Source organism: Spirochaetota bacterium (assembly GCA_040756435.1).
Lineage (GTDB): Bacteria > Spirochaetota > UBA4802 > UBA4802 > UB4802 > UBA4802.
The window spans coordinates 14,066-32,716 of record JBFLZD010000002.1 but is presented as its reverse complement, the minus strand read 5'-3'; the positions used below and the strand labels follow the sequence as shown (position 1 = coordinate 32,716).

The following is an 18,651-nucleotide window of genomic DNA, read 5'->3' as shown; positions in this document are numbered from 1 at the left end:
ACTTGATAAATAAATAACTTCCTGTATAATTGAATAAATTGTGATTATGCCGGATTAATTTAATCAGGTAATATCTATACTACCATGAAACAGATTATTAAAAAGAAAGAAAGTGAAGATGATTCATTATTTGGGCTTTTAGCTTCATATAAGAATCTTTATAGCTATATGCAGGTTCTTGAATCTCAGGAAGGTACCATTGCCGTTATTATTGCCAAAAACCCTTCATCATTTGATGAATTGATAAAAACCAAATACCAGCAGTACAAGCCAGTTAGAAGAATAAAGATGGGTGTTTCCAGGTTATTTGTCAAATACATATCACCCGAATATATTATAAAATTTTATGGCCCACTTTTGGGGTTGAAAATTCCGGAGAATAAAGTTCATATTATAAATAATCTGGAAAATGGTTATTTCATACTGGAGGTTCCTTCTCACTATAAAGAGCAGGTTACTCAGTGCATTAAACGTATTATTGGATTAACTCCCCAGAAAAAATATGAAATAATTGAAAAAAGTTTAGCTGACGAAGAGGTTGAAGTATAAATGTCAGATAATACCCAATATGATTCATTCAATGATCAGACCCAGCTTATAAACAAGGCTTTAAAATATACAAATGGGAATCTGGAAAAAGCCCGCCAGATGGCTGCAGGAATTTTGCAGGATGTTGCTGTTATTAAGGGAAGGTTTAAGGCGGGCAAAGTAGGTGCTTTTTATATTTTCCTGAATGTTGAATATAATTATATAATTAATATTAACTCACTGGTAACCTCATATAGTGATATTTACAATAAAATTCGCATTTTTGATGCATGGAAGCAATTTTATAATTTATTTGGTGATATTGTTGGTGATTTAGGTGGAGCTACAGAAGATTCGTATAAGTTTACCAATCATTTAGCTGATGCAATAGAAGGGTATGATATATATGAACCAGCCAAAGCTCAAAATATCCAGCTTGTTTCAGAATTATTTGAGGAAATTATAGGTAAATATTTTTCACAAAATGCAGAATGCCAGATTGAGATAGACAAAACATCTTCTTTAACCCTGGAAGTTGAAAATATACCAATGGAATTGCCAGGAGAACAGGAGCAAAAGCAAGAGGAGCTTAGCCCCGATGAGATAAAAATGCGCGAAATTGAAGCACAGGTAGAATATGTTATTCCCGGTTCTGTTATTGTGTCCCCTGTTAAAGGTAAATATATCAATGATATAAAAGCGGGGGAAAAGATTACAGTGATGCTCAGTGGCAAAGACCCTGTATCCGATAAGATTGCACGTATGTTCAACGCAATAACCAGTGATGGACAATACCTTCCGGTGAAGGCTCGGATTAAAGAAAAGGTCTCGCTTTCAACTGGTGGCTATGCAATATATGCTCTTGTGGCAAAAAATGTACTGGTTAAAATAATAGAAGAAGAAAATGTAAAGATTGAAACGGATAAACAAGAACAGAAAAAGGAAGAAAGTAATGAAAATATGCTATTTGTTTACATCGCACTACTTTTGGGATTATTGATCATTTCAGGTTTCATTGTTTTTGCTTTATTGTAGATGAAACTATTGCAGATCAATATTATATTTCTTCATTTTAGCTTTCAGTGTGTTACGCGCAATATCCAAAACCCTACTGGTTTTCTGAAGATTCCAGTTAGTTAGTTCCAGGGTATGCAGGATGTAGTCACGTTCAATTCCATCAATAACTTCTTGCAATGTTTTATAATCAGGTGGTAAATATGATGATTTTTTCCGCCCTTTCCTGGTTGTATTTTTTATAATAATTTTTTCCTTTATAGCTGCCATATGCAACTCCTTAGTAAACCTTAAAAGATGTTTGCGTTTTTTATACATACTCCAGAATATGGTGTATAGAATATATCACCCATTACACTTGCCTATACCATATTCAATATAAATCATTACTGGTAATTTTTTCAATACATTTTTTTATATTTTTATTAAAATATACTTATTTATATAAAATGAATACTTGCCATGAATAGTAATAAAACATTAAAAATGCAATAAATATTACATAAATACAATTGCCCAACACAATAATTACAAAAGGTGCATTAGAAATGTATGTACTAGATACAAAAAAATTGTTTACTAGTACAAATTATGGGCACCTTAAAAAACTGCTTTCTTCTGAAATTATTCATGTAATAAAAAGCGGATTTATCCTATTATTTGTGCCCACAAGGGGTAATCCCCAAAAAACATTTTTTTAGAAGTTCCCTTATTTACTATAATATTATGCATGTGATAAGGGATTATATATAATAACAATAATACAAAATTTTAAAAAATTTATAAATAAGTTGTCAAAATTTTACTATACTATTTATGTAGTAGCAAAAATGTAAAAAAGAGTAACGGGTATGTTTGCTATATTCCAAAAGGGTGGCCCGGTAATGTGGCCCATTTTGCTATGTTCAGTTTTGTCACTGGCAATATTTATAGAACGGTTATATGTATTACTAAAGTCCCGACCATATGTATGGAATGCGATTAATATTTTTAAACAGCAGTTTATTGCGAATGCATTGAATAAAGAAACTATTCCAGAATGCCCCGGTATAGTTAAGGATATGGCTTGTGTCCTGGATCTAGAAAAAGATTATACCATAGACTATGAATTGCATGAGGCTGAGCATAAGTTAGTACGATTTGCCACGTTTTATGTTCGCAACTTAGAACAGCGGTTAAACTGGCTTGCTATAATTGGCAATATTGCACCACTTTTGGGCCTTTTGGGGACAGTTACCGGGATGATAAAGGTGTTCATGGGCATTCAGAATATGCAGGGACAGGTCAATCCATCAGCACTGGCTGGTGGTATATGGGAAGCGCTGATAACCACAGCAGCTGGATTGATTGTTGCTATTCCCACCATTATTGCCTACCATTATTTTGAAGACAGGATTGATGATATTACCGGTGCGCTAAAGGAGTTAATCAGCGATATGTTAGAGGTTATAAAGCAATGAGTGCTGAAAGGCTTTTTATTGAACGAAGAAAGAAGGTGGTGATTGATTTGAATATAGCACCGCTTATTGATGTTGTGTTCCAGCTATTACTTTTTTTTGCACTCACGTCATATTATGTTACCAATCCTGGTATTGAAGTGTCGTTGCCCAAAGCAAATTCGGCTGTTACTGTGCAAAGAAACAATATTGAGATATATATTACTGGTAGTAATGCCATCTATTGCAATGCCACAAAGGTTGAGCTTTCAGCACTTAAAGAAATGCTTTCCACACTATCGGCTGCTTCAAAGACTATTATCCTGAAAGCCGATAAAACGGTACAACTTGGCATGGTGGTGCAGGTAATTGATATCATAAAGCAAACACAGGTTAAAGACCTGGTGATAGCAACAAGCATGGAAGAAAATAATGCCTCACAAAAATAGAAACATTGTATATTATGCATTCTTTATTTCAGTTGTTGTGCATGGTTTTTTTCTTTGTGTGTCGTTTGGAGGCAGCACCGTGGATATGCAACAACACACATTGAATGTTACCATGCATACATATACAATGCTGCCACATGTTGAAAATGCCGGTGATACAACCAGGCTAAAGAATAATCCTACAAAGCCTGTTAAGCAGGGTGGTATCATGGCATCACAGTATATGGTATCCAATGAGGACAGCCAGAGTATAACCATGCGATATACAGATATGATACGGCAGCGTATTCAGGAAGCATTAGTATATCCAGCTACAGCACGCAAGGACGGTATTGAGGGAAAAACCTATATTAAATTCACCATAGATAAAAATGGCAATCTACTATCGGCTATGATGATACGTTCTTCAGGTTCAGCACTTTTAGATGATGCTGCGCTTAAGGCAATACACAGCGCTTCACCTTTCCCACCCATTCCTGATACTATTGGCAAAGAGCGCATGACGTTTGTGCAGGGATTGACGTTCGCTTTGAAGTAGTCTATTTTGTCAAAAACCCAATTACTTCGGTGTGATGAGTGCACGGGAACATATCAATAATAAATAATTTTTGTAAGCGATAGTTACTGTCAATAAAGCTTTTGACGTCACGGGCAAAGGTTACAGGATTGCAGGAAACATATATAATGCCTGCAGGATTCATTGCAACAATAGTCTTTCTTCCCCTCTTTGATATGCCCTGACGAGGTGGGTCAATGATAACACATTTATGGTCATGTTTAAAGGGGTGATAGTTCTCAATGCTAATTGTGTGAAAATCTACATTTACGTTATTATGTTTTGCATTGTGTTTTGCCCATTCAATGCTCTGGATATTAGTATCAATACCAGTGCCTTGCATCCGTTTGGCTACATATATACTGAAAAAGCCAACACCACATCCTGCATCAAGAAATGATGTAAAACTTTGCGATAGTTCGTCAACAACAAGAAGCATCTTGCTTCTAAGAAATCTATTTGCCTGAAAGAATGTATTAACACTTCGTGTATAGGTGATGCCACATTCCTGTTCTGTTATAACTGTAGTGGGGTCAGAGCATAGAATGCCCTGCGCATCGATAGCAATTTTGATGGAGTTGTTAGTGTAGCTATCCCACGATTTGCTGAGTATGTACGTATTTAATTCTTCATGGAGAAGTAAGCAACCCTGTGCTGGAATTGGCTCAACATTATGAGAATCCTTCTTATAAAAGCCTATATGCGTACCATCTGATTGAAGGGTGGCGTGGCTTCTGTAATGGAATCGTTCACTGTAGATTAGCTCAATTTCTGGCAGTATATGGTGTGGAAGACCACCAATGTGTGTCAAGGTATTCTGGAATAAGTCTTTTTTTATTGAAAGTTCTTCTTTATACGGAATGTGAAGAAAATCGCATCCGCCACAGTGAGTAAATACTGGACATTGGGGCCTAATACGAATGGGTGAAGGGGTTATGATATCGGTAATTGAAGCAAAGCAGTAGTTTTTTGCTTGGCGAGTGATAGTAACAGCAACAGTATCACCCACAGCGCTATAGGGAACAAATACGGTTTTACCATCAATAAATCCTATTCCAAAGCCGTTGTTTGCATATCGTTGGATAGTTAGTATATTCATGAATAGCTCTGACCCCTTACAATAATTTCACCCCTTAGAGATTTTGTAGTAAATAATAGCGTGTCATCCTGAACCATGTCCAGAATTTATTTCAGGAATGATTCAGTGCGGTTATCCTGAACGTGATTCAGGAACTCATTAGTGGGAACAAGAGATTCCAGGTCAAGCCCGGAATGACGTATAGGCAACAAGTCATCCTGATCTTGATTCAGGATCTACTTATAATGCTCTGACCCCACCACTCTGTGTACTCTGTATTCTCAGCAAGATGATTAATTTTTGTTTCACATAGAGATCGCAAAGATGGGGAGGGTGAGGCTCTGACCCCTTACAATAATATCACCCCTTCGGGGTTTGCATGAAGTTGTGATGGGGTTGTGAAGATAGTATGATTTGACCCTATATTTATTACCTATCCTGTTTATTAAGCTCTTTTATGACGCTCTGACCCCATGTTTTTAAATTTTTTTATCAAAAAGTACAAAATTTTTCCCAATTCCTTTTAATTTTTCCCACCAAAAGCGTTGTATACAGCAGAAGCGTAATAGCATATTACTATACTTATAGGAGGAATACGTATGGCACGGAAATTGCGTGTACAGATGCCCGGTCTTACCTATCACATTACTTCCCGCAGCATAGAGTGGCGAAATATGTTAGAAGAAGACTACTTTAAAGCCTGTTTTGTGGAAATTTTACGCAGAGCAAAAGAAAAATACCCGTTTAAGCTTATTGCCTACTGTATTATGGACAATCACATCCATTTAGTCATCCACACGGTAGATGATGGAGCACCTATAGGGCGCATTATGCAGTATATAAAAGCGCGGTTTGCAGAATTGTATAATAAGCTAACCGGAAGGACTGGACCATTCTGGAATGAGCGGTATAAGGATAGTATTGTAGAATTTGCCAAAGATGGGTTTCACTATTTATTGTGGTTGTTGTGGTATTTGGCGTATAATCCGGTACGGAAAAACCTATGCTCTGACCCTACAAAATACCACTATAGCAGCATACAGGCAAATTTAGATGAAAATGCCGATGTAGGAGTACCAATAGATCATCATGAGTATTTTATGCAGTTAGGAGATAGTTTTGCCACAAGGGTAGCAAAGTTTATGAGCTACGATGCAATATACCGCAAGCGTTATTCCATTGAGGGATGGGTGTAGAAGTTGAATTGAAATATTGCGTAATAAATTTTTACTTGACATAGTACGTATACGAAATATATTTATACGTAATATATACCAGTTTAAACAATTTTTTATGTAAAATGGTAAAACCCTATGGTGATGTAAATGCTATAGCAAATGCAGAAAATATTTTAGAATATTATTGGATTTTAAAAAATAATTAATAGATGGTATCTATGAAAAATGAACATTTTAGAAAATTAGAAAATTTAATGCATTCGGCTCCAATAGTGCAGCTTACAGGTGCACGAGTACATATTGAAAAAGGAAAGGCAGAAATATTTCTACCAGTCAAAAAAGAACTCCATCATGCTGCCAATGCTCTCCACGGGGCAATGTATTTTCTTGCTCTTGATAATGCAGCTTTTTTTGCGGTTAATTCCCTGGTAGAAGATGTTTTTGTACTCACAACATCATTTACACTATATCTTGAGCGCCCTGTAATGGATGGATATGTCAAGGCAGTTGGCAACGTAGTAATGTCATCTAGTAGTCAATATATTGCTGAAGCAATTCTGTATGATTCTCAAAATCAGGAAGTGGCAAGAGGTAGCGGTATTTTTGTAAAAAGCCGGATTCCTCTGACCCCACAAATAGGTTATGTGTGATAACTATCGTATATAAATTTAAGGGTCAAAGCATGAACATTAACTTTATAAATCCACTATGAAAAAAAATAAAACAATAAACTAACTAAAATAATGTAAAAAAAATAATAAAATTTCTTGACAATTTAATATTGTGTGAAATACTACCAAAAAGGTCATAATAGTAGCAAATAAGTAAGGAAGTAAACAATGCGATTATCAACAAGAAGCAGATATGGTGTCAGGATGATGTTTGAATTTGCACTTAAATTTAATCAGGGTCCTGTTTTTTTGAAAGAAGTAGCAAAGATGCAGGGGATATCGTTTAAATATTTAAGTAAGCTGGTAATCCCGTTGAAATCTGCAGGGCTATTACAGTCAGTGCGCGGTGCCAATGGTGGCTACATGCTGGCAAAGCACCCATCACAGATAACCATACGCATGATTGTGGAAAAATTAGAAGGCGATGTATCTCTGGTTGAATGTGCTGAAAACCCACAAGTGTGCAAACGAAATGTCGATTGTGTAGCACGCACAATCTGGAAAAAGACAGATGAAGCAATAATGCAGGTTCTGGATGGCATTACATTGCAGGACATGGTTGATGAATATAAGCATTCTTCTGGTTGTGTATACGAAATTTGAAATGATGAAAAGGAGATAGTACTATGCAATACACTACAATTATAGAATCCATTGGCAATACACCACTGGTAAAGATTAATAAACTAGTACCTGATGGCGTTAATCTTTATGCAAAGGTTGAGTCGCGCAATCCTTTGTCAAGCGTCAAGGACCGTATTGGCTATGCTATGATAGCTGATGCTGAAAGTAAGGGCTTACTTAATCCTGATTCGGTGATTGTTGAACCCACCAGTGGCAACACGGGAATTGCGCTTGCATTTGTAGCAGCTGTCAAGGGTTATCGGCTTATATTGACAATGCCTGATACCATGAGCATAGAGCGCCGTAAGTTACTTGCAATGCTTGGTGCGGAAATTGTACTCACTGATGGTGCACTTGGTATGCGTGGTGCAGTTGAAAAAGCGGAGGAGATAGTTACAAAAACCAAAAATGCTTTTATGCCGCAGCAGTTTAACAACCCGGCAAACCCGGAGATACATCGTAAAACTACAGCAATGGAAATATGGAATGATACAAAAGGTGAGGTTGACATTTTTATAGCTGGTGTTGGTACAGGAGGTACTATCACTGGTGTTGGTGAGGTGCTTAAAAAGCAAAAGCCATCGGTAAGAATAGTTGCTGTGGAACCAGCTAAATCACCGGTATTATCGGGAGGAAAACCTGGTCCTCATAAAATTCAGGGAATTGGAGCAGGTTTTATACCAGCAGTCTTAAACCAATCAGTTATTGATGAGATAGTAACTGTTGATGAGACTGATGCCGGAACTATCGCCAAAAAATTGGCAAAAGATGAGGGTATCCTTGCCGGTATTTCTGCCGGTGCTGCCATGTGGGCAGCACTGACAATTGCTCATCGTCATGATAGCAAGGGAAAAACAATAGTTGTACTATTGCCAGACTCTGGCGAACGCTATGTAAGTACATGGCTATTTGATTAAGGGGAGAAAAATTATGCCAAAACAAAATCACATTGAAACCATTGCCCTTCATGGGGGTCAGAGCATTGATGCTACAAAAGCGCGTGCTGTTCCGGTGTATCGCACAAGTTCGTATGTGTTTGATTCAACACAGCATGGGGCAGACCTTTTTGCACTGAAACAAAAAGGCTACATTTATACGCGCATCATGAATCCAACGCAGGATGTGCTGGAAGAACGTGTGGCCATGCTTGAGGGTGGTAGGGCTGCACTGGCGCTTGCATCAGGCACATCGGCAATATTTTATGCCATTATTAATGTATGCAGAGCTGGGGATGAGTTTATCAGTGCAAGCAATCTATATGGTGGTACCTACACCATGTTTGATGCCATACTGCCACAGTTTGGTATAACCTGCAAAATGGTGCCCTACAATGATTACGATGCGTATGAAAAAGAAGTCAACGAAAAAACGCGCGCCATCTTTATTGAATCAATTGGCAATCCAACCCTGGGTGTACCTGATTTTGAAAGGGTTGCTTCAATAGCACAAAAATATCATCTGCCACTCATAGTTGATAATACCTTTGCAACGCCGTATCACTTCAGGCCCATTGATTACGGAGCAAATGTTGTTGTGCATTCGCTTACTAAGTGGTTAGGGGGGCATGGTACTGCTATTGGCGGTATAGTAGTTGATGCCGGTAACTTTGATTGGACTGACGAAAAGTTTGCACTCTACAACGAACCAGATGCAGGTTACCATGGCATGCGCTTTGCCCATGATCTGGGGGAGGCAAATACTATTGCCTTTATACTGCGTATGAGGCTTGTTGCGCTGCGTAATTTAGGTGCTGCAATCTCGCCGGACAATGCATGGATTTTTTTGCAGGGGCTTGAAACATTCCCATTGAGGATGCAGCGGCACAGCGAAAATGCACTCAAAGTTGCACAATTTTTGCAAAGCCATAAAAATGTGGCATGGGTACGCTATCCAGGTTTACCGGGCGATAGTTCCTATAAGGTGGCTTCCCGCTATTTTAAAAATGGCTTTGGTGGTATGGTAGTCTTTGGCATCAAAGGTGGATATGAAAGCGCCGTGAAGTTTATAAATTCAGTGAAGCTATTTTCCCATCTGGCAAATGTGGGTGATGCAAAGAGCTTGGTGTTACATCCTGCAAGCACATCACACTCACAGCTATCGGAGGAACAACAGCGCCAGGCAGGTATAACACCGGATTTGATACGTCTATCGGTAGGGATAGAACATGTAGATGATATTATTGAAGCGCTTGAACAGGCTTTGTAAAGTTTTAAGTTTTTCTTATGGTTTTTTTATGTTTTTGCCAGCATTTCGGGGGGTACACCCCATATACATCGATATGCTGGCATATTTTTTACATATGAAAAGTCAAACGTGTAGTGCATAAAACGATAACTATAGTTGTGTTCTTCCTTTGAAAGAGCTTCAACAAATTCTACAAGCACATTCTCGATGCAATATTCAATAAGATGCGCCACGCTCATCTTCCAGAGCTTCTTCATATCAAGCAAAAATTCATATTCATGATACAAAAGGTAAAGATGCACCCGTTGCCATGTCAAACCGGAGCGCTTTCTATACTGTACATGCGTAAATGGTTTCAATTTTCTCTTTTCATGCACTGCAGCATAATTAATTAATGAAACAAGAAATTTACTTAATGGCATGTCGCACATTTCTGCATAATAGTTAATTATTTGAATGTGTTTGTTTGAAATGCAGGTTGTTGTTTCAAATTCCATAGTATCCCTCTTTTTTTGTTTTTTTATAGTTTTGTTTAACTTATAAGAATAATCAACTACTTTTCATTAATCATGAAGCATTTTTTGTACTATTATAATTGCAAATATTGCAATAATCTGATTTGACTATAGTACTATGATGCCATTATTATGAATAATGGATAACATAAATATGATGGAGGTTACATGTATGAAAAAAGTTTTAATTATTACTGGAATCCTTATTTTACTCATTGGTGTGGTATATGGCTATGTGTATTATATGGCATCAAAAGTTCCTACAAATAATGCACAGGCTATGCTGAAAGCCACATTGCCTCACGATAAAAAGATTGTTGTATTCTTTGGCGACAGTTTAACACATGCAACAGTGAGTTTTGATTATGTTGGTTACCTGGCTAACGATCCTGATTTGGAAAACTATGTATTTGTAAATGAAGGGATCAACTCACGATTGGTGTATAATCTTCTTCAGGTGGTTGACAGCGTTATTGCTCTAAAACCACAGTATGTATTTGTATGGATTGGGACCAACGACCTTAAGGGTTCGCTGAATGATAAGGAATACCAGCGTTATAATGACCTGTGGAATCTACCGCAAAAGCCAACAAAAGAATGGTTTGAGCAAAACTACCGTCAATTAGTCAGTATATTAAAAACAAAAACAAATGCAAAGATTGTCCTGATATCGCTACCCCCGCTGGGTGAGAATATTGACAGCCTCCCATTTAAACTCAGTATGGATTACTCTGCCATTATCAGGGATATTGCTAAAAAAGAGAAATTGGGGTATATTGGCTTAAATGAAATCCTTACCCGTGATTTGATACGTGAAGGCAAACGTGATGTTGCCCCTTACACTACTGGCCTGTGGTTTATGTACAGTGCCATTTTGCAGCATTATCTTTTTGGCAGGGATTGGGATGCAATTTCAGATAGCCGCGGCCTGACCTATATGACCGATAATATCCATATAAACGGCAAGGCCGGAAGAATTTTAGCTGCCGCCATTAAGGAAATACTTGTTAGCAACAATAAATAAAGCCTTTAATCAGAGGGTGTCCTAAAACAAACAGTAGGGCTATCAATGAAGTGGGTGCAAAGTCATTGCGAGCGTAGCGCTTGTCCTGAGTGCTTCGACAAGCTCTGCAACCGTGCTTTGACGGGACTCAGTGCCCACTTGACGGATTGTGGCAATCTCAATTGTACAAGACAAGATTGCTTCGTCACTTCGTTCCTTGCAATGACAGAAGGGCAAAAGTAATTGCAAAGAGATATCCTTTGGGACACCCCCTGATTATCAGTAACTATCGCCCTAAAATGTATGGCTGAAATCAACAGATACTGAAGAGTCTTCCTTGCTCATCCCATAGTAGAAATGTACAATTGTGGCCATATTCCATGCAATAACAAGCCCGCCACCATAACCCTGATGGTAATCACTGAAGCGTGGATCGGTAAATGGATCAGCTGCCCTGTTATAAACATTGCCCGCATCATAAAATACGGTGATCTTAAACTGGAAATTCTGCCCCCAGGGATTGGCTTCAGCAAATTTCCAGCGCAGTTCTGCATTTGCAACAGTCATGGTTGGGCCAACAAAACGCTGCTCACGGTAACCGCGCAGTGTACGGTTGTTGCCAAGACCTGTGCGACGGTTGAGTGAAAATCCAAAATAACCCATTTCAAAGAACGGGGTATCGCCGTTGGCGTCAGTGTAACCTGCGCGCAGTGCCAGCGTTAATGATTGCACAAGTGGAAAATAATATTGAAGCTGAACAGTGTGTCGTGTAAAATCATAATTTGAACCTATTGTATCATCAGATATTTCAAAGGCATAGTCAATGAGGTATCCTGTTTTGGGATCAGGTTCATAATCACGGGTGTCATAGTAGATGCCTGCACGGGCAAAGTTTGACCATCCGCCATCATACCCTAAGGGTTGCAGTTGTTCCAGGAGTGTTGGTCCCTGTTGAGTGCCATCAAACTTTTCTCCATCCCAGGTGTCAATGGTAACTTTCTTTATTTCAAGGCCAGCAAGAAATTTAAGGCTCTGAGTTATATCCCGGTAAACATTCAAAAAATAGCTTGGCTTTGTGTATTCGTAATTGTAGTACTTTAAAAAACGTTCATCTTTATTGGCATAATCTAAATAATCCTGGAATTTATTAAATGTTTCATATGCTGTTGGATATGTAGTGTAAAGTGTTAATTTCCCTTTTGCAGTATCAGCACCCTGCCCAAAGTAATTAGCATTAATCTTTTTGTCATACGCTATTGAAGTAATAATTCTGAATTTGGTACCAAAGATATAGGGCATGTCTAAATTTATTTCGTGGTACTGATACCCATTGGTTGTTTGGTAAAACTGCCCGTAGAGCTGCATCTTATATGGTGCATAGGCAAAATATTCGTCATCGCGAGTGCCATTGTTATACAGGTATACACGGACTCCATATCCAAACCCATTGTCGCTGTCATAATTGACCAGTGGTAATCCTGTTGGATACCAACCTTCAATCTTTTTAGAAAGGTCCTCATCCGAAAGACGGGCAGCCATTGCATTTTGTAATGCAAAAAACAAACACAATACAATAAAGCATACTACAGTTTTTTTCATAGTTCCTCCAGTAATAAAATGGTATAACGGCCTAATACAAAGCTTACATGTATGAAATTAAAAAAGCTGATACCGCATATTCCTGCCATCTTTTCCAACATAGATGTGCATTTCATTGTGCTTTAAAATATTTATACATTCATCCTATTGTTTAGCAAGAGCCAGTTGTTCAAGTAATTTTAAATCAAGTTTCCCCATCATGATGGGGCTTTCTTTTATCATCCCCAGTATCCATGGATAATCATGGTGTATATCACTGGTGTAATAACTAAAATACAATGTATTGCCACGTGTTACATACCCTGCATAACTGGTATCGCCTGCACTGGGCACATCAGAAAGCCATAGAAGTTTTTCAGGTGTTACAAGCCACAGGGATGTGCGCTTTTTTGACAGTATGCTGCCGTATTTGTTGAGTAGTCCCGGGGTATAGGGATTTCTTCTGCCAATTGCATATACCTTTCCATTGAATGAAAAGAGTGCCGGGCCATCTAATCGGGTGCTGTAATCCTTTATTCCCACCCATTGTGTATAGGGATGTTTTGCTACCCGTATCCCCGTACATGCACGACTGTCGCCTAACCACAAGTCTGAATATTCCAGTCGCTGGGTGCTTATCATTGTGCCGTCAGGCAAAAATTCAATAGCGGTTTCGTCACAGCGATCACCTTCATAGATTAAAGAGACAGGTTCCCAGCTGGTGCCATCAGTTGATGTAAAAAGCATTGCTTTTCCATGCTCATGCCAGTAGGCAGGAACATACCATCGCTTACCATCAAAAGTCTTTGGCCTCCAGAAAAGCCATCCTTTATGAGCTATCTCCTGTAACGGGCTCCACTTCTTGCCGTCATTGGAAATTAAATACGCTGTTGAATAGGGTTCAGCAGTAAATTCAATGCTTTTAAGGACAAACAGTATTAATCTATTGCCAATGGCTAAAAACTTGGGGTCCCGAATGTCCTCACCAGGTATTTGAATCGTGGAAAGATTTTCCCACTGCTTACAATCCTTTGAACGCCATACTATGAGATTGCACTCTGGTGTTGCAAAATGATATGGAGATGAAGCATGAACAAGGTAAAAGTAATTGTTAAAATATGTCATATCAGTATTGGAGTTGTGCATCCCATCACGAACTGCTTCCCATATTTCAAGGTTAAGAAATGGATCAACCTGTGAAGTATTTGGCCGAATTAACCACAAAGCAACGGTAAGGGTCAGAGCAATGATGAAGCTGAGCACAGCCAATCCAATGATTTTAATTATTTTCATGGCGATAGCTCCTTAGAAAAAGAGTTATATACATTTATCAAACATTGTATGTTTATGCAATAACTATAAAACATTCTTATCATTGGCTTTTCATGGTGACATGGCATTTTTAAGAGTGAGTGCTTACTCTAACATACTAATGTTCTACTGTCAATGTTATTTTTCTTTACAAGTAAACTGCTATTTATTAGTATTACACCATATGAACAATCATTTGTTAAAATTATAGTATAATTTATATGATAAAATTATTATAAGAGAGGTCTGTATGAAGGATGTGGTTATAGCATCAATAGTTCGCACTCCTGTTGGTACGTTTGGGGGTGCACTGAAAGACGTGACTGCTGTGGAATTGGGGGTTGTTGCAGTTAAGGAAGCCATAAAACGGGCAGGTATTACTCCAGCGCAGGTAGAAAACGTTATTTTAGGAAATGTGTTGCAAGCTGCACAGGGAATGAATCCTGCACGACAGGTGTTAATTTATTCAGGTATTCCACAGGAAGTGCCTGCCATGACCATTAATAAAGTGTGTGGTTCTGGATTACGGGCTATTAGTTTGGCTGCTCAAATTATAAAGGCAGGTGATGCTGATATTATTGTGGCAGGTGGCATTGAGAGCATGAGCAATGCTCCATTTGCTCTTCAGAAGGCGCGCTGGGGATATCGCATGAATGATGGCGTATTGATAGACATCATGATAAAAGATGGGTTATGGGATGTATTCAATCAATACCATATGGGTATAACAGCCGAAAATGTAGCAGCAAAGTGGGGCTTAACCCGTGAAGAATTGGATGAGTTTGCAGTGGGTAGTCAGCAAAAAGCTGAAGCAGCAATAAAATCAGGACGTTTTAAAGATGAGATAGTTCCAGTTCCAATCAAGGATAAAAAAGGAGAAACATATTTTGATACTGATGAACATCCCCGCTTTGGTACAACACTGGATGCCCTGGCAAAATTAAAACCAGCGTTTAAAAAGGATGGTGTTGTGACAGCAGGCAATGCATCGGGTATTAACGATGGTGCTGCAGCAGCGGTTGTCATGTCGGCTGATAAAGCAAAGGAACTTGGCATTACCCCATTGTGCAGAATTGCGTCGTACGCTTCAGCTGGTGTGGAACCATCCATTATGGGGACGGGCCCAATACCAGCAAGTAAAAAAGCCCTTCAAAAAGCTGGCTGGAAAGTTCAGGATTTAGATTTGATAGAGGCAAATGAAGCCTTTGCGGCACAGGCTGTTGTGGTTAATAAAGAAATGGGTTGGGATGTATCAAAGGTTAATGTCAATGGTGGTGCAATTGCCATTGGTCATCCCATTGGGGCAAGCGGTGCGCGCATTTTAACTACACTCATTCACGAAATGATTAAGCGTAATGCTAAAAAGGGAATAGCCACATTGTGTATAGGTGGTGGACAGGGAGTAGCAGTAACAGTTGAGCGATAGTAACTGTTGATAATTCTAACATTAAAAGAGGGTGTCCCAAAACAAACAGTGGGGATCTCAATGACGCGGGTGCAAAGTCATTCCAAACGTAGTGCTTGCACTGAGTGCTTCGACGAGCTCAGCAACCATTTGTCGAAGTGAAGCAATCCCAAATAATGAAAGACGAGATTGCTTCGTCGCCCAAGAGGCTCCTCGCAATGACAGGAAGTGATGCTACCACGTGCATATGGCACGCGCAATCAGGTTGTATTGGATTGTTTCATCACTACATTCCTCGCAATGACAGGAGGGCAAAAGTCATCGCAAAGAGATGTTTTTTAGGACCCCCTTTTTTAGTTGAAAGCAAAACTGTGAAAACTATGAATGTACATTGTATTTACTTGAAAAGGTTAATCGTTGATACTGGATGCAGTTTTAATGAATTTGATTTTAACTGTACCAAAATCGGGATAAAGTGATTTTATTCTCTGCATCTGTTTGAGCGATTCATCATCTTGTTGTGAAAGCACTATAATAATTACATCAAGTTTTCCCTGGTTTTCATCAAATTGAACGGCAAAAACGTCTGTGCCAAAATATTTTTTTGCTGTTTCCCATACCATCTTTTTTGCATGTTCCAGTACAAATGTCCTGTAAGTATAAATACCTACAGGAATTGAAATAATGGTTAACAGTATAACTGAAATAATTATCTGTGACAGAGCTCTTCTTGTAACTTTTGCCTTTTCCTCTTTGGATATTGGGTGTATTTTCATAATCCAGAATATAATTGCACCAGCCAGTGAGATTGATATCAAATTGATTGAAAACAGAATGAGTGCCCCACGAGCAATATGCCAGTCAAAATTTCCAATTCCAATGCCAATGGTGCATAGTGGCGGCATTAAGGCCACAGCAATAGCTATTCCAACAAGAGTATTGCTGATTTTTCTATTTGCATTGCCATATGCACCAACAAGGCCTGATGAAATGGCAATTACTATATCAAAAAGATTTGGTTTTGTGCGTGCAAGTATCTCACTGGTATATTCGGCAATAGGAACAAAAAATGCCAATGTGCCAGATATAAATATTGCCAATAGTGTACCTTTTACAATTGAACCAAAGGATGTTTTAATAAGCAGTGTGTCACCCCAAATAACTCCCAATGAAAAAGATAATATTGGTGTCATAAGCGGTGCAACAATCATTGCACCAATAATAACGGCTGGAGAGTTCTGCATCAAACCGGCTGTTGCAATAAGGCATGATAAAATTGTTAAAAGATAGTATTCAATGGTTGGTCGGGCACCATGGGAAAGAGATTCATATACATCAAAGTCTTCTTTTTCTTTTTCACGAATTTTTTTATATTCATCATATTTTGTTCGCCAGAAATTAATGTTAACATAATTGCGCATGGTACGTTCTTCGGGTTTGATGACCGTATCAACCATACTTTTAAATTTCTGGGGAAGTGAATCTTTAACTTTTTCAGGATTTAATTCATTATTTTGTTTTTTCATAATTCATCTCCGAAAGCTCGAATTAGGTTTAACAAATAATGTAAAACAAATAATGCTGAAAACAATTGATTAAATCAAATAATAAAAAGATAAAGAGTGTTGTGATATTGCATCATTCAAATTTTTAGTACAGGCTTTGGTGTAAAAAATATATCATGATGCAGGCTACAATAGCTATCTGTGTATCTTACCCCGTGCAAGTGATGCAAATATGCCAACAAAGCATAGCACTGTAAACAGTATAAATGCTGTTTTTGAACTTTGCAAGAACCTATCAAAGTAGAGTGGGGTTATCTGTACTCTCCCCATATGTAATGCCAGAATTAATGTAACAATGCCCATACTGAAAGCTTGCCCCGTTAGCCGCATTGTTCCTAATATACCAGAAGCAACTCCGTAATATTTTTTATGTACCGAACTCATGACAGCATTGGTATTTGGAGAAGAAAAAAGGGCTATGCCAAAGCCTATGAAAATTAAGCTCATAATAACAAATGCTATTGATGTATCAGAGTGTAACAGTGTTAACAGTCCAAGCCCAATGGTGGTAAATGCCATGCCAAAGGAAGCAATAACCTGAGGCTGAATTTTATCAGACATTCTCCCTGCTATAGGTGAAAACAGAGCCATGGTAACAGGCTGAGAAATAAGGATAATCCCTGCACTTTGCGGGCTTATACCTTTAAGGTATTGTAGATAAAGGCTGACAATGAATGTTACAGCAAATGTTGCACTGTAATTAATTAACGCTGCAAAATTGGAAAATGTAAAAACAGTATTATTCTTAAAAAGGTTCATGTCAATAACAGGATGTTGAGTGTTTATCTCCCATTTTATAAAAAGGAAAATGCAAGCAATACTTGCTACAATCATAATTATTCCAAATACCGACGGAAGTGATGAAAACCCAAACATCAACATGGTTAACGCAATAGCATAGATGAGCGATCCAGTGAAATCAAATGTTTCACCATGAGCTTCGATCCATTCTCCTTCCAGTTTTGAATATAGTAACATAACTATCGCCACACCTACTACTACACTTATTGCAAATATGCTGCGCCATCCTAAATGTTGTGTTAAAATGCCCCCTAAAAAAGGGCCTGTTGAAAGCCCTATGTAAACGGCAGATACATTAATACCAAGTACCCGGCCACGCTGCTGGGGAGGAAATACTGATATGAGCATGGCAGCTCCTGTGCTGAATATCATTGCACCGCTTATTCCCTGAAGTACTCTAAATAGAATGAGTATGAAGGCAGATTGTGCAATTGCCGTAAGGAAAGATGAAAAAGTATAGAGAATGATGCCGTAGGTAAAGATTTTCTTCCTGCCGTAGATATCGGCAATTCGCCCAAAAGGTACTAAAAACATGGCTGCAGATAAAAGATATGATGTTGCAATCCAGCTTAACACGATTGCATCTATGGCAAATTCTTTCCCTATAATAGGAAGAGCAACATTTATTGAAGAACCCATAAATGATGTGAGAAATGATCCTAAGGTGGTAACAGCTAATGCTGCTTTTCTATTAGTAGCAACACGTTCCATATATCTACCTGTATCAATTTTTTAAAAATTTTAAAACATATTGA

Annotated in this window: 19 protein-coding genes; 12 read left to right on the top strand and 7 right to left on the bottom strand. The window is 38.3% G+C overall.

Annotated elements, in window-relative coordinates; translation table 11 throughout:
• The first annotated feature begins 84 nt into the window (after window positions 1-84).
• Window positions 85-549, top strand: coding sequence for a hypothetical protein (locus tag AB1444_01005; GenBank protein ID MEW6525227.1), 465 nt, complete (start codon window positions 85-87; stop codon window positions 547-549).
• Window positions 550-1,563 carry a hypothetical protein gene (locus AB1444_01000; GenBank protein ID MEW6525226.1) on the top strand — a complete coding sequence of 338 codons (1,014 nt, stop codon included), beginning with the start codon at window positions 550-552 and terminating at the stop codon, window positions 1,561-1,563.
• 6 nt (window positions 1,564-1,569) lie between these two features.
• Here AB1444_01000 and AB1444_00995 read toward each other — a convergent pair whose 3' ends face one another.
• On the bottom strand, window positions 1,570-1,812 hold the full coding sequence (locus AB1444_00995) for a helix-turn-helix domain-containing protein (GenBank protein ID MEW6525225.1): 243 nt from the start codon (window positions 1,810-1,812) through the stop codon (window positions 1,570-1,572).
• Window positions 1,813-2,393: 581 nt separating this feature from the next.
• Between AB1444_00995 and AB1444_00990 the strand changes: the two genes are divergently transcribed.
• Genes AB1444_00990 through AB1444_00980 form a run of 3 tightly spaced genes read left to right on the top strand, consistent with a single transcriptional unit; the run spans window position 2,394 to window position 3,965 of the window.
• Window positions 2,394-3,002: a MotA/TolQ/ExbB proton channel family protein gene (locus AB1444_00990; GenBank protein ID MEW6525224.1), complete on the top strand. Its 609-nt coding sequence runs from the start codon at window positions 2,394-2,396 to the stop codon at window positions 3,000-3,002.
• Complete coding sequence (locus AB1444_00985) at window positions 2,999-3,427, top strand: biopolymer transporter ExbD (GenBank protein MEW6525223.1); 429 nt, start codon at window positions 2,999-3,001, stop codon at window positions 3,425-3,427. Before AB1444_00990 ends, AB1444_00985 begins: the two co-directional genes overlap by 4 nt.
• On the top strand, window positions 3,411-3,965 hold the full coding sequence (locus tag AB1444_00980) for an energy transducer TonB (protein ID MEW6525222.1): 555 nt from the start codon (window positions 3,411-3,413) through the stop codon (window positions 3,963-3,965). The genes AB1444_00985 and AB1444_00980 overlap by 17 nt, the downstream gene beginning before the upstream one ends.
• A gap of 1 nt (window position 3,966) precedes the next feature.
• On the opposite strand, the gene AB1444_00975 is transcribed toward AB1444_00980, so the two are convergent.
• The gene (locus tag AB1444_00975) at window positions 3,967-5,082 is read right to left on the bottom strand and encodes a methyltransferase (GenBank protein ID MEW6525221.1); all 1,116 of its coding nucleotides are present in this window, start codon (window positions 5,080-5,082) and stop codon (window positions 3,967-3,969) included.
• 578 nt (window positions 5,083-5,660) lie between these two features.
• On the opposite strand from AB1444_00975, the gene AB1444_00970 reads away from it, so the two are divergent.
• From AB1444_00970 to AB1444_00950, 5 genes are all read left to right on the top strand, one after another.
• Window positions 5,661-6,257, top strand: a complete 597-nt coding sequence (locus AB1444_00970; GenBank protein MEW6525220.1) for a transposase — start codon at window positions 5,661-5,663, stop codon at window positions 6,255-6,257.
• A gap of 200 nt (window positions 6,258-6,457) precedes the next feature.
• On the top strand, window positions 6,458-6,889 hold the full coding sequence (locus AB1444_00965) for a PaaI family thioesterase (protein ID MEW6525219.1): 432 nt from the start codon (window positions 6,458-6,460) through the stop codon (window positions 6,887-6,889).
• A 189-nt stretch (window positions 6,890-7,078) separates the two neighbouring features.
• Window positions 7,079-7,513 (top strand): Rrf2 family transcriptional regulator, encoded by a 435-nt coding sequence (locus AB1444_00960; protein MEW6525218.1) that lies wholly within the window; start codon window positions 7,079-7,081, stop codon window positions 7,511-7,513.
• Between the two features lie 23 nt (window positions 7,514-7,536).
• Window positions 7,537-8,451, top strand: a complete 915-nt coding sequence (cysK, locus tag AB1444_00955) for a cysteine synthase A (GenBank protein MEW6525217.1) — start codon at window positions 7,537-7,539, stop codon at window positions 8,449-8,451.
• Window positions 8,452-8,464: 13 nt separating this feature from the next.
• Window positions 8,465-9,739 (top strand): O-acetylhomoserine aminocarboxypropyltransferase/cysteine synthase family protein, encoded by a 1,275-nt coding sequence (locus AB1444_00950; GenBank protein ID MEW6525216.1) that lies wholly within the window; start codon window positions 8,465-8,467, stop codon window positions 9,737-9,739.
• A 26-nt stretch (window positions 9,740-9,765) separates the two neighbouring features.
• Here AB1444_00950 and AB1444_00945 read toward each other — a convergent pair whose 3' ends face one another.
• Window positions 9,766-10,215, bottom strand: coding sequence for a hypothetical protein (locus AB1444_00945; GenBank protein MEW6525215.1), 450 nt, complete (start codon window positions 10,213-10,215; stop codon window positions 9,766-9,768).
• Window positions 10,216-10,405: 190 nt separating this feature from the next.
• Here AB1444_00945 and AB1444_00940 point away from each other — a divergent pair, with 190 nt between their 5' ends.
• A complete protein-coding gene (locus AB1444_00940) occupies window positions 10,406-11,257 on the top strand; it encodes an SGNH/GDSL hydrolase family protein (GenBank protein MEW6525214.1) in 852 nt (283 codons plus the stop codon).
• 273 nt (window positions 11,258-11,530) lie between these two features.
• On the opposite strand, the gene AB1444_00935 is transcribed toward AB1444_00940, so the two are convergent.
• Together AB1444_00935 and AB1444_00930 are read right to left on the bottom strand one after the other, a co-directional pair.
• Window positions 11,531-12,835 carry a DUF5982 domain-containing protein gene (locus AB1444_00935; protein MEW6525213.1) on the bottom strand — a complete coding sequence of 435 codons (1,305 nt, stop codon included), beginning with the start codon at window positions 12,833-12,835 and terminating at the stop codon, window positions 11,531-11,533.
• Window positions 12,836-12,979: 144 nt separating this feature from the next.
• A complete protein-coding gene (locus AB1444_00930; protein MEW6525212.1) occupies window positions 12,980-14,107 on the bottom strand; it encodes a sialidase family protein in 1,128 nt (375 codons plus the stop codon).
• 268 nt (window positions 14,108-14,375) lie between these two features.
• On the opposite strand from AB1444_00930, the gene AB1444_00925 reads away from it, so the two are divergent.
• The gene (locus AB1444_00925) at window positions 14,376-15,551 is read left to right on the top strand and encodes an acetyl-CoA C-acetyltransferase (protein MEW6525211.1); all 1,176 of its coding nucleotides are present in this window, start codon (window positions 14,376-14,378) and stop codon (window positions 15,549-15,551) included.
• A 389-nt stretch (window positions 15,552-15,940) separates the two neighbouring features.
• On the opposite strand, the gene AB1444_00920 is transcribed toward AB1444_00925, so the two are convergent.
• Both AB1444_00920 and AB1444_00915 read right to left on the bottom strand, forming a co-directional pair.
• A complete protein-coding gene (locus tag AB1444_00920) occupies window positions 15,941-17,056 on the bottom strand; it encodes a TIGR00341 family protein (GenBank protein MEW6525210.1) in 1,116 nt (371 codons plus the stop codon).
• Between the two features lie 174 nt (window positions 17,057-17,230).
• A complete protein-coding gene (locus tag AB1444_00915) occupies window positions 17,231-18,607 on the bottom strand; it encodes an MFS transporter (GenBank protein MEW6525209.1) in 1,377 nt (458 codons plus the stop codon).
• Between the last annotated feature and the right edge of the window lie 44 nt (window positions 18,608-18,651).

What these genes read in the sequence shown, in the direction of transcription:
- AB1444_00960 (MEW6525218.1), top strand. Translation starts at nt 7,079, where the DNA reads ATGCGATTATCAACAAGAAGCAGATATGGTGTCAGGATGATGTTTGAA.
- AB1444_01000 (MEW6525226.1), top strand. Translation starts at nt 550, where the DNA reads ATGTCAGATAATACCCAATATGATTCATTCAATGATCAGACCCAGCTT.
- AB1444_00945 (MEW6525215.1), bottom strand. Translation starts at nt 10,215, where the DNA reads ATGGAATTTGAAACAACAACCTGCATTTCAAACAAACACATTCAAATA.
- AB1444_00970 (MEW6525220.1), top strand. Translation starts at nt 5,661, where the DNA reads ATGGCACGGAAATTGCGTGTACAGATGCCCGGTCTTACCTATCACATT.
- AB1444_00935 (MEW6525213.1), bottom strand. Translation starts at nt 12,835, where the DNA reads ATGAAAAAAACTGTAGTATGCTTTATTGTATTGTGTTTGTTTTTTGCA.
- AB1444_00990 (MEW6525224.1), top strand. Translation starts at nt 2,394, where the DNA reads ATGTTTGCTATATTCCAAAAGGGTGGCCCGGTAATGTGGCCCATTTTG.
- AB1444_00915 (MEW6525209.1), bottom strand. Translation starts at nt 18,607, where the DNA reads ATGGAACGTGTTGCTACTAATAGAAAAGCAGCATTAGCTGTTACCACC.
- AB1444_00985 (MEW6525223.1), top strand. Translation starts at nt 2,999, where the DNA reads ATGAGTGCTGAAAGGCTTTTTATTGAACGAAGAAAGAAGGTGGTGATT.
- cysK (MEW6525217.1), top strand. Translation starts at nt 7,537, where the DNA reads ATGCAATACACTACAATTATAGAATCCATTGGCAATACACCACTGGTA.
- AB1444_00950 (MEW6525216.1), top strand. Translation starts at nt 8,465, where the DNA reads ATGCCAAAACAAAATCACATTGAAACCATTGCCCTTCATGGGGGTCAG.
- AB1444_00925 (MEW6525211.1), top strand. Translation starts at nt 14,376, where the DNA reads ATGAAGGATGTGGTTATAGCATCAATAGTTCGCACTCCTGTTGGTACG.
- AB1444_00940 (MEW6525214.1), top strand. Translation starts at nt 10,406, where the DNA reads ATGAAAAAAGTTTTAATTATTACTGGAATCCTTATTTTACTCATTGGT.
- AB1444_00930 (MEW6525212.1), bottom strand. Translation starts at nt 14,107, where the DNA reads ATGAAAATAATTAAAATCATTGGATTGGCTGTGCTCAGCTTCATCATT.
- AB1444_00975 (MEW6525221.1), bottom strand. Translation starts at nt 5,082, where the DNA reads ATGAATATACTAACTATCCAACGATATGCAAACAACGGCTTTGGAATA.
- AB1444_01005 (MEW6525227.1), top strand. Translation starts at nt 85, where the DNA reads ATGAAACAGATTATTAAAAAGAAAGAAAGTGAAGATGATTCATTATTT.
- AB1444_00920 (MEW6525210.1), bottom strand. Translation starts at nt 17,056, where the DNA reads ATGAAAAAACAAAATAATGAATTAAATCCTGAAAAAGTTAAAGATTCA.
- AB1444_00980 (MEW6525222.1), top strand. Translation starts at nt 3,411, where the DNA reads ATGCCTCACAAAAATAGAAACATTGTATATTATGCATTCTTTATTTCA.
- AB1444_00965 (MEW6525219.1), top strand. Translation starts at nt 6,458, where the DNA reads ATGAAAAATGAACATTTTAGAAAATTAGAAAATTTAATGCATTCGGCT.
- AB1444_00995 (MEW6525225.1), bottom strand. Translation starts at nt 1,812, where the DNA reads ATGGCAGCTATAAAGGAAAAAATTATTATAAAAAATACAACCAGGAAA.